At 52.8% G+C, this 10,861-nt stretch carries 6 protein-coding genes; 5 read left to right on the plus strand and 1 reads right to left on the minus strand.

What is annotated here, in order from left to right; all coding sequences use genetic code 11:
* Positions 1-472 precede the first annotated feature (472 nt).
* A complete protein-coding gene (gene ppsA, locus AC6ROY_RS21135) occupies positions 473-3,100 on the plus strand; it encodes a phosphoenolpyruvate synthase (RefSeq protein ID WP_500102582.1) in 2,628 nt (875 codons plus the stop codon).
* Here the strand turns inward: ppsA and AC6ROY_RS21140 are convergent.
* Positions 3,097-4,461 (minus strand): PepSY-associated TM helix domain-containing protein, encoded by a 1,365-nt coding sequence (locus AC6ROY_RS21140; RefSeq protein ID WP_500102583.1) that lies wholly within the window; start codon positions 4,459-4,461, stop codon positions 3,097-3,099. The two genes, ppsA and AC6ROY_RS21140, sit on opposite strands and share 4 nt — an antisense overlap.
* A 400-nt stretch (positions 4,462-4,861) precedes the next feature.
* On the opposite strand from AC6ROY_RS21140, the gene AC6ROY_RS21145 reads away from it, so the two are divergent.
* The 4 genes from AC6ROY_RS21145 (at position 4,862) to AC6ROY_RS21160 (ending at position 10,793) form a co-directional block, all read left to right on the plus strand.
* Complete coding sequence (locus AC6ROY_RS21145) at positions 4,862-5,113, plus strand: hypothetical protein (protein ID WP_500102590.1); 252 nt, start codon at positions 4,862-4,864, stop codon at positions 5,111-5,113.
* Positions 5,114-5,290: 177 nt separating this feature from the next.
* A complete protein-coding gene (locus AC6ROY_RS21150; protein WP_500102584.1) occupies positions 5,291-7,213 on the plus strand; it encodes a putative thiazole-containing bacteriocin maturation protein in 1,923 nt (640 codons plus the stop codon).
* Positions 7,210-9,153, plus strand: a complete 1,944-nt coding sequence (locus AC6ROY_RS21155) for a TOMM precursor leader peptide-binding protein (protein WP_500102585.1) — start codon at positions 7,210-7,212, stop codon at positions 9,151-9,153. The genes AC6ROY_RS21150 and AC6ROY_RS21155 overlap by 4 nt, the downstream gene beginning before the upstream one ends.
* A 65-nt stretch (positions 9,154-9,218) precedes the next feature.
* Positions 9,219-10,793, plus strand: a complete 1,575-nt coding sequence (locus tag AC6ROY_RS21160; protein ID WP_500102586.1) for a SagB family peptide dehydrogenase — start codon at positions 9,219-9,221, stop codon at positions 10,791-10,793.
* Positions 10,794-10,861: the final 68 nt, after the last annotated feature.

Genomic DNA, 10,861 nt, shown 5'->3' on the forward strand with positions numbered 1-10,861 from the left:
ACGCGGTTGCAGGGAATAATTTGACAGTCCCCTTATCGTATGGGGGCTGTTTTGCATGCCGCAATCAAATTCGTGCTGCCGGACCAGGACGTGGTTTTTGTGACTACTAGGCAGGGCTGATGTTTGACATCAACGGGGAGGTCAAGGAGCTGCGGTTTGGACAGATGAAAGGACGCTTGTCGTGACCCTGCACACCATGGATCCGCTGCAAATGTTCACCCTCACATGCCGCTTCTTTGATAAAGACAGGCTGGGCGTGCAAATCATTCCCGCCGGGGCGGGAAATCAAAAAAGAACCTGGGCGAATAGATCAGGTTCTTTGTCTTGCATATAAACAGATACGATGCTATAATCGGATCACGACTTTTATTTTATATTAGTTCATAAATATTGCATCTTATACTTTTAATTTACCATGCCGATGAACTCTTGTCAATTGTTTTCTCAATTTAACGGTCAGGAGAGATGTGGAATGACTGCTTTGGTTCTCGGTTTTCAGGAAATGGACGACACGCAGCTGCTGCTCGTTGGCGGAAAAGGATTGCATGTAGGGAAATTATCGAAAATGGAAGGCATACAAGTACCTGAAGGATTTTGCGTGACAACAGCGGGATATCAAAAAGCTATCGAACACCAGCAAACGTATCCTGCTTTGCTGGATCGACTGGCCGCGCTCCGCGTGGAGGATCGAGATCAAATCGCTGAAATCAGCCGAAGCATTCGACAATGCCTGATGGAAGTCGAAATTCCTTCCGAAGTTGTCCAAGCAGTGGCTCGCTATCTCTCCCGGTTTGGTGAAGAACAGGCTTATGCCGTGCGTTCGAGTGCGACAGCTGAAGACTTGCCGTCTGCTTCCTTTGCCGGCCAGCAGGACACCTACTTAAATATCATCGGCCAGGAAGCTATCCTGCAGCACATCAGCAAATGCTGGGCTTCCCTATTTACGGATCGCGCAGTCATCTACCGCATGCAGCATGGATTTGACCACAGTCAGGTTCATATAGCCGTTATCGTTCAAAGGATGGTTTTTCCCCAGGCCTCCGGGGTGTTATTTACTGCTGATCCGGTGACCTCCAACCGAAAGCGGCTATCCATTGAAGCCTGCTTTGGACTCGGAGAAGCATTGGTCTCTGGCTTGGCCGTTGCCGATTGCTATCAAGTACAGGAAGGGGCTGTCGTCAATAAGCGGATCGCAGCCAAAAAACGGGCTATCTATGGACGAACAGAAGGCGGGACGGAGACTAGGCAGATCGACCTTGGTCAGCAGCAAATGCAAGCTCTTACGGAACAACAAATAGTACAGCTGGCACGGATCGGAAGACAGATCGAAGCTAACTTAGGCTGCCCCCAGGACATCGAGTGGTGTTTGGCCGAGGATATCTTTTATATCGTCCAGAGTCGACCGATCACTACTTTATACCCCATACCTGAAGCGGATGATCAAGAAAATCACGTCTATGTATCAGTCGGTCATCAACAAATGATGACTGACCCCATGAAACCGCTGGGACTTTCTTTTTTTCTGTTAACGACTCGTGCTCCTATGCGTGCAGCCGGTGGACGATTGTTTGTGGATATCACGCCTAATCTGGCTTCGGCTGACAGCAGAGCAATGGTCATAGAGGCATTGGGAGCATCCGATCCGCTCCTAAAAGACGCCCTCGTGACCATCGTAGAGCGGGAGGCTTTTATAAAACCGGCGCCAGATGGTCAAAATATACAGAGTCCCCAACGCAACCAAAGTAAACCGTCTACAGGCTTTCAAACGCAGCTCGAAGACGATCCGACCATCGTTTCCGAGTTGATCAAGCGTAGTCAAGCCTCCCTAGAAGAGTTGAAACAAACCATCCAGACGAAATCAGGAGCAGATGTATTTGATTTTATTCTGGAAGATATTCATAAATTAAAGCAGCTCCTATTTGACCCCCAAAGCTCAGCTGTGATTAGGGCCGCTATGGATGCTTCCGCATGGATCAATGAAAACATGAACACCTGGCTAGGTGAAAAAAATGCGGCCGATCCGCTTTCTCAATCGGCGCCGCACAATATTACTTCGGAAATGGGTCTGGCGCTGCTGGATGTCGCCGATGTGATTCGTCCTTATCCCGAAGTGATCGATTATTTACAGCATGTCCAGAATCCGAACTTTTTGGATGAGCTGGCTAAGCTTGAGGGTGGAAAGGAAACCCAAGACGCGATCCATGCTTATCTCAACAAATATGGGATGCGATGTGCCGGTGAAATTGATTTGACGAAAACCCGCTGGAGTGAAAGACCAATTGGACTTGTCCCGATCATTCTCACGAACATTAACAACTTTGAGCCTAACGCCGGCAAACGGAAGTTTGAACAAGGGCGACAGGAGGCTTTACAGAAAGAGCAAGAGCTGCTAGAGCGATTGCAGCAATTGCCGGACGGCCAACAAAAAGCCAACGAAACAAAACAACGGATCAGCCTGCTCCGGACTTTCATCGGTTATCGTGAATATCCCAAATACGGCATGATTAACCGCTACTTCATTTACAAGCAGGCTTTGCTGAAAGAAGCCAAACGACTCGTACAAGCCGGCGTTATTCAGGTAAAGGAAGATACCTACGATCTCACTTTCCAGGAGCTCCACGATGTCGTACGCACAGGCAAGCTCGATTACGCGATCATCAGCAAGCGCAAAGACGAATACAACTTATTCGAGAAACTAACCCCTCCACGTGTTATGACGTCTGACGGCGAAATCATTGCGGGTACGTACCGACGAGAACATCTCCCCGCCGAAGCATTGGCCGGTTTGGCTGTTTCCTCCGGAGTGGTCGAGGGCCGGGCACGTGTCATTTTAAACATGGAGGATGCCAAGCTGGAAGCTGGAGACATCTTGGTTACTTCCTTTACGGACCCTGGCTGGACGCCATTGTTTGTAGCCATACAAGGTCTGGTCACCGAGGTGGGCGGACTGATGACCCATGGAGCCGTGATCGCGCGTGAATACGGCTTGCCAGCAGTAGTCAGTGTGGAGCATGCCACCAAACGGATCAAGGACGGCCAACGAATTCGCGTGAATGGAACTGAAGGATATATTGAGATTTTGAATCCAAGGCCATATTAATTTACGGCTCGTGCCTTATTTTTCGTGGAATAATAGATAATGGTTTCAACGAGAAAGATGAGAAGCACGGATAGGCCGAACAGAGGCATCAATATGCCCAGGATGAGCAGCGTGAGCACGGCGCCGATCGACCAGGGAGCGTTGATTCGCTTGGGTCGCTTGAAATCGCCGGGCTTGATTCTTCTCATCCACGACATAAACCCCATGACGATTGCCGCAAGGAAGGCAACACATACAATCAGGTTCAAAATTTGATTGGCTAGTCCGAACAAATGCCCTTCGTGGAGCGGAATGCCCCAAGTAAACCATTTTCCGATCATGCCATAGTCATCGAAATTAATTCGGGCAAGGAGCTTGCCGGAATATTGGTCGAAATAGGCGGTCGTTTCTTCATAAGGGCTGACATCCAGCCCCGTAACCCCGGTATTGCTGCCTTTGGACACCGTAAACACGGCTTGCTCATTCGAAGGATACACAATCGAAAACGGCCGGCTTATTTGTTCCTTTTGGGCGCTTTGGATGATTGACTGCAAACTTTGCTGGTTCGGATTGTTGAGCGCGGCGCTGGCCATAGCGTGGTGTTCGCCATGCGCTGCATGCTCGGAAGCCGGTTGATTCAGACTTCGGGTCGCCCAGGGAATTTCGTTGACATCGGATTGGGGTGGATTGGCTCTCAACGCAGTTCTCCCCAGCTCCGGATGATCTTGAGCGAACGTGCTGATCTGGCTGCCCATGAATACGGACCAAGGAATGCCAGTCAGTACGATGACAACCAGGGGGACTGCGGTAAGCAACCCGAGCCAAGCGTGAATTTTTTGAAACTTAAAAGGATGATTTCCTGCAATTTCCCTTCTTGAAAGCAGTTTCTTCTTAACCGTCATGTAAATGCCTGACACGATGAGAAAAATAGTCCAGCAGGCAGTCAATTCGACTAAATAACGGATAAACGTGCTCCCTGTAAAGAGAGAGCTGTGAACATTTCGCATAATGTTGGCATAGGTGTACTTCGCATCCTGCTCGGCGACGATCTGGTTGCTGCGATCCAGAAAAATATAGCGGGTATCTCCGTCTGCGTTGCTTATAGTCACTCGATTGTTAAAGGGCTCTTCCATCATGCTCAGTTTTCCAATCGTGTAGCCGGGGTTGTTGTTGCTGATTTGTTGAACCGCTTCATCCAGGCTTTGCGGGGCGCTCGTGCTGCTGGCTCCGAAAAATTCATGCTGGTACATGCTCGTTTCGACATTCGTGTAAAACAGGTAGCCGATGCCCGACAGGCTTAAGGTAATCAGCAGGGGAGTAATGAGCCAGGCGGCGTAAAAATGAAGTCTGCGGAACGGATTAAACGTGCTTTGATTGCCCATACTTTTCTCCTTTTTCTCCTCGTGGTTCATATTTTCAAGGTTTGTAAACCTAACATATCCATATTAATCGAAGAGGTCAGGTAGCGAAATGACTCGACTGAGCTATTTTTTACCTTGTCAGCATGCTGCGAAGACAACTTGAATGGAGTTGTTGCATTTCACTATCTTACAAATAGGAAAAGAATGCCGGTCCTCGTAATGATGCGGGGGCCGGTATTTTGCATGTCCGGATTTTGGTACAGACGCCCAAAAAATAGGTGTTTGACTCAGTAACAAACGCGGAGTGTCGACCATAAGCTGGAATCATGTCGATTGAAAGAAATTACTGGAGGTTTTTCATATGACCAATTTTAGAAATGAGCTTCAACAGCTGGATGTTTCGCAGTTTCAGGCAACCGAAATGACGCCTTGGACGCAACAGGCCCAATATCACGCCGGACAGTTCCCGAACGGCCAAGTGCCGGTTGACCCGGCTCGTCTTTGCGTCGGATTTTGCGCAGGAGTTTGTGCCGGATTTTGCGCGGGATTTTGCGGCGTTTTTTGTGCTGGAGTTTGTGGCGGGTTTTGCGGAGGCGTTTGTGGCGGCTTTCGCTGCCAAAGCTGCGCAGGCTTCTGCCATAACTGCGCAGGCAACTGCCACCGCTGTCGCTAACATGCTCGTTTTCTCTTCCTGTTTGCCGTAATACGGATCGCCCCTGCACGGTACGTTGCAGGGGCGATTTTTTTATCCTTTAAGGTGTTGTCTGACATGAGGGACAAATCGAAGTACATAGGATGAATAACGAGGATTGCAAATTGGACAATTGCGGTTACGGTTAGGAGGGCTGAGATGTCAAAGCTGACCCCATCTGCGCGCCTTCAGATCAAGGCGGATACCTTTTTTTTGCCGGTTCAGAATAATAGCGTCTATTTCCGAAACAACGTTGGCACATTTCACCTGAAAGGCGAGATGATGGACCGATGGCTGGAAAAGCTCGTCCCCATGTTCAACGGGGAGCACACATTAGCTGAATTGACGGAGGGACTATCCGATCCGTATCGTGACCGGGTATACGAAATCGCGGAAGTGCTGAGTGAAAAAGGCTTTGCGCGCGATGTAAGTCTGGATCGACCGCACGTTCTCGCGGAGCATACGGTCCGTAAGTATGCAGGACAAATCGCTTTTCTCAATAGCCTTGGCGAATCGGGCGCTTATCGGTTTCAGACTTACCGGCAGGTTGAGGTGCTCGTGGTCGGAGCCGGTCAAATATTTACCTCGCTAGTGTCGTCGCTGCTTGAGTCGGGTCTGCCTCGATTCAGTATGCTGATTACAGATTCAATGCCGACGGATCGGCAGCGGCTTACGGCTTTGGCGGAGCACGCTCGCTTGACCGATTCCGAGGTGGCCATCCGAGAGGCTGTGCTGACGAATAAGAGTACCGCAGGCTGGAGGGAAGCCGTGCGGCCGTTTCAGGCGGTCCTCTATGTGTCTGAGCACGGCGATTGCGAGGAACTGCGGCTTCTTCATAAGGCATGCCAGGCGGAACGCAAAACGCTGTTCCCGGCCGTTCGACTGCAGCAGGCCGGCATCGCGGGCCCGCTCGTGCAGCCGGAGAGTGAGGTCTGTCTGGAATCGGCATGGCGGCGCATCCACGATTCTGAAGTGTTTAAAGATTCAGAGCGGTTTGCGTTCTCGACAACGGCAGGGGCGCTGCTCGCGAATGTGATTGTTTTCGAGCTGTTCAAGACGACGACTGGCGCTTCCGACTCAGAGCTGAGAAACTCACTTTATCTGCTTGATTTGGAGACATTGGAAGGAAGCTGGCATTCTTTATTGCCGCATCCGCTTGCCGCCGAAAAAATCGACGTCACAGCTAACTGGGTGGATGACGTCGAGCTTCGGCTCGCGGAAGGGTCGGAAGGCGACGCTGGAAATGGGCTGTTTCCTTACTTCAGCAAACTGACATCAGATCGGACGGGAATTTTCCATAGCTGGGAGGAAGGGGACCTTGCTCAGCTGCCCTTGTCACAATGCCGCGTTCATGCAGCCGATCCGTTGTCAGAAGGGCCGGCTGGTCTGCTGCCGGATATCGTTTGTTCGGGATTGACTCACGGGGAAGCACGGCGTGAAGCGGGGCTGGTCGGGCTTGAGGCGTATGTGTCACGGCTTGCCGGTTATTTTGTGAACACCGAGCAGCTTATCGGCGTCGGGATCGGGGAGACAGCCTCAGAAGGCATGGCTCGTGGACTACAGGCTTGCTTGACGAAGCATTTGGAGGCGCGTCTGACAAACCGCGAGCCGCATGTCGTTCAGGCTCGGCTCGATCAGATTGAGGATGAGTCATGCCGGTTTTATTTACAGGCGCTGACCACGATGCAGGGCACACCGGCGATCGGAGTTGGAGAGGACGTGTGCGGATTTCCTGTCGTATGGACAGGTACGGAGGACGGATGGTTGGCAGCCACCGGCTTGACCCCGACAACGGCGCTGCGCAGAGTGCTGCAAGCGTCGCTGATGAAGGCGCAAAACGGGCCCGCATCCCGCGTATGGCAGGCCGTAGAGGTCAGAACCGTGCGGTTGGGTTCGGACGCCCCGCGGGAGCTGGTTGTCCCGGCCACGGAATCGAAGCAGGATGGAGTCAGCGATGCGATGCGAAAGCTGAAAACAAGCGGCAGGGAGGTTTTCGTCATTAATTTGGCGGTGGAGCCATTTTTGCGTGAGGGTCCTGCAGCGGTCTTCGGCGTGCTGCTGGGAGAGGGGGAAGCCGGATGAGTGCGATTGTTGCTGTTATCGGGGAAGGCGTGCTGGCCGAGCTGGTGAGCAGGGAGCATATCTCTGATTGCAAAATCGTTCGTTTGACCGATTTCAGAGAGGGGGTGCCGGAAGAGATAGATGTTGCCTTGGTCCTGCACGATGCCTGGCATCCAGCCGTTCACCGTGAGGCGGAAGCGAAGCTTCAGGCTGCCGGCATTCCGTGGCTTCGCGGTTTCGTCGCTTTCGGTGAAGGCGTGATTGGGCCGCTCGTCAGGCCCGGCCAGCCCGGATGCTCCAGGTGTGCCGACTCCCGGCATCTCACAGCGGGGCGCGACCGCAGGGAAATGCGGGCACTGCAACAGCGGTTGACGGAGACCGGGGGAATCCTGTCTGATCCCTGGGCATCGCGCACGGGACTGCTTCATATGGCGCACTTGCTTACGGCGGAATTGCGGAATGTGCTGTTACGAAGCCGTTCCCGCATGGAAGAGCGTATGATTTTTGTTCATTTAAAAACATTGCATGGCTCCAGCCATTTCTTCCTGCCGGACCCATTGTGCCCCGTATGCGGACGTTTGCCCGAAGATTCGCGGGATGCGGCCCGCATATCGCTCAAGCCGTCCCTTAAAGTCGGAGATCATATTTACCGCAGCCGATCGCTCCAGGAGCTGAACGCTTTTCTGGCCAGAGACTATCTCGATTACAAAATCGGCTTTCTGAACGGAAAAATGCTGGATCTAGTTTCACCCTTGGCCGATGCGACCGTGAATCTGCCGATGTTCGAACAAGACGAGGTGACGGCTGGCCGGACGAACTGCTATGCTGATAGCGAGCTGTCGGCTATTCTGGAGGGCTTGGAGCGTTATTGCGGTATGACGCCACGCGGCAAGCGATCGGTCGTTTTCGGCAGCTACCGGCAACTGGCAGGGGAAGCGCTTGATCCCGTGACGGTCGGGCTGTATGCGGAGGAGCAGTATGAGCTGCCTAGGTTTCCTTTTAGGCGATTTGACCCCGATGTCGAAACCGATTGGGTCTGGGGATACTCTTTTGCGCAAGAACGCCCGATTTTGGTACCGCAGTGGCTAGCGTATTACAGCTCTCCCTGCAGGCAAGGCTTTGTGTACGAAACATCCAACGGTTGTGCCTTGGGCGGAAGCCTGGAGGAAGCGATTATGTACGGGATGCTGGAGGTCGTGGAGCGCGATTCGTTCTTGCTGACGTGGTACGCCCAGCTGCCGCTTCCCCGTTTGGACCCGCAATCCGCCGGAGACCGCGACCTAAAACTCATGGTGGACCGGCTGCAGTCTGTTGCCGGTTTTGACGTGCTTTTGTTTAATGCGACGATGGAACATGGCATTCCTAGCATTTGGGCGATGGCGAAAAATAGAAGGCCTGACGGAGTGAATCTTATTTGTGCGGCCGGAGCGCACCCCGATCCCGTACGGGCGGCAAAAGGGGCGGTTCACGAGCTGTCGGGGATGATGCTTACATTAAACCACAAATTAGAGTCGAACCGGGAGGATTATGTGCGGATGCTCAATAATCCTTCGCTGGTTCACGGCATGGAAGACCATTCCATGCTGTACAGCCTGCCGGAGGCGGAGCCGCGGCTGCGCTTTTTGCTGGAGGAAAACCGGCCGATGCGAGCATTCAAGCAAGAATTTGAGATCACTCCGAGGCGCCGCGATTTGACCGAAGACCTGAAGTCGATGATCGGTACGTTTCTCCGCTTGCATTTGGACGTTATTGTGGTTGACCAGACAACACCGGAGTTGAGACGTAACGGGCTACATTGCGTGAAAGTGCTGATACCTGGCATGCTGCCGATGACATTTGGCTACCGGTTTACGCGATTGGCGGGCTTGGAAAGGGCGCTTCGAGTGCCGAACGAGCTCGGTTACACAAAACGTCCTTTGCGTCCGGAGGAGCTCAATGCTCATCCGCATCCGTTCCCATAAATGAGCAGAGCCGATGTCGGCTCCTGCCAGCGAAGGTATCCTTTTAGGCGATTGGGGGAAGCCATGTGAGTCTGGAAGCGTTTATTCGCCAGCTTCATGCCGACGGCAACGTGGGCGGACAGTCCGGCCATGAGGTCGATTGGGACGATGCACCGCTTGCCTATAAGCTGTATCGCGGCCTGCCAACGCTTTCACTGTCTTCGGATATCCCGATGACGCTGAAGGCGCGGGCATCATCTGTTGAAGCTGTTGAACCAAGTTTGAAAACCATTGGCCATTTTTTCTGGTATGTCTACGGGCTGGCGCAAGTCAGCTATTCCCTTGCGGTTCCGATGCAGATGTATCGAAGATTCACCCCTTCCGGCGGGGGATTGTACCCGAATGAATTATACATCTATCTCCGCACGGAAGCAGGCGTTCCCGGATTATACCATTACGATGCCGCACACCATCGCTTGGTGCTGCTGCGTGAAGGCGAGTACGATTCGTACTTGGCCAGGGCTCTCGGCAACCACTGTGAGCTATCCTTATGCTTTGGCGTTGTGTTTGTATCGGCGATGGTCTGGAAAAATGCTTTCAAATACAACACCTTTGCCTATCGTTTGCAAGGTCTTGATTCAGGTGTGCTGCTAGGGCAACTGCAGGAAGCTGCAAAACGGTTCGGTTATGCATCAAGCGTGCATTTCCGATTTCTGGACCGAGCCGTGGGCCATCTGCTCGGGCTATCTGGCTCCGAAGAGAACGTTTATGCGGTCATCCCTCTTTCCGTGCAGCGCGACATTCCTTGGATCGACGATGCCCGCGATACACAGCTGCAAGTCGCATCAGATGAACTGTGCCGCGAGCTTTCGGGTATTCAGCATGAAGTTTACGTGCGATCGAAATCCGTCAAGGAGTTCCCGGAGCTGACGCAGATGAACGAAGCGGCGGCACTACATACGCTTTCGCCGTTTCGCCGGTTAAAGCCCGCAAATCGAGCGGAAAGCGGACTTCAGACGGTGTATTTACCACCTGTGAAGCGGCTGAGCATTGATCTGGCGGCGGCCAGCCGTGCGAGGCATTCGCCCGAAAGCGAATTCTTCTTGAGCCGTGTGACGGCGAAGCAGCTGGCCGTCCTGCTGCAGGAAGCTATGGCTTCCTTCTCGTATCGCAACGATTTGGACGGCGTGGGGGCAGGGACGGGGGCGTCGCCTCCGCTTCGTATCGCGTTATACGGGTGCTTTTATAACGTCGAAGGCGTACCGGATGGCGCCTATCGCTATGACGCAGCTGCCCACGCGCTCCGGCGCGAGCTTGCCGGTGATCATAGGCTCCGGCTGCAGCAGGGGATGACTCTGCATAATGTCAATTTGTTTCAAGTGCCGATCTGTCTGCATATAGCAGGTGACGATGATCACTTGATATCCCAATTGGGGTATCGAGGATACCGCATTCAGCAGATGGAAGCCGGCATGCTCCTGCAGCGCCTTTTGCTGGCTGCGTCTGCTCTCGGCATGGCCGGACGTCCGCTTCTTGCCTTTCAGACCAGATCGTGTGATGAGCTCTACAGAATGTCCATGCATAGACGTACCAGCCTCGTCCAAATTCCCATTGGTCCGTGCATTTCCCGTCCCCGGTTGGCGGGAGGGTTGCATGGCTAGTACAAAGAACCTAAAATAACGTTACTATATTTTCCTGTATGGTATACTCTAGATAGAATCTATCGAAC

The organism is Paenibacillus sp. sg306046, from assembly GCF_059821225.1.